Below are 400 nucleotides of genomic sequence, written 5' to 3' on the forward strand. Positions count from 1 at the left end.
GTTGATACAGTAGCGAAGTCCGCCTTTATCCGCAGGGCCATCATTGAAAACGTGTCCCAAATGCGCATCTCCGGTTTTACTTCTCACCTCTACCCTGGTCATTCCGTGGGAGCGATCCAGCTTTTCTTCAATTAGCTTTTTCGTGATTGGTTTCGAGAAACTCGGCCAACCACAACCGGATTCAAACTTATCTGTCGAAATAAACAATGGTTCACCGGTGGTAATATCCACATAAATCCCTTCACGGGTTTCATCCCAGTATTCATTCTGGAAAGCCCTTTCCGTACCGTTTTCCTGCGTAACATTATACTGTTCGGCAGTCAGTTTTTCCTTTAGAACTTTTTTATCCTTCTTCTGATATTTAACTTCTTTTTGCTTTGGAGGATTGGCATTTCTCGCC

1 protein-coding gene is annotated in these 400 nt (G+C 43.8%); it reads right to left on the reverse strand.

Going from position 1 to position 400, the window contains the following annotated elements; genetic code table 11:
- A partial coding sequence (msrB, locus tag ACPYOJ_RS34725) for a peptide-methionine (R)-S-oxide reductase MsrB (RefSeq protein ID WP_481420283.1) occupies positions 1 to 324 on the reverse strand: 324 nt, incomplete at its 3' end.
- Positions 325 to 400: the final 76 nt, after the last annotated feature.

It is taken from the genome of Rhizobium sp. SVR5-9E, from assembly GCF_056755095.1.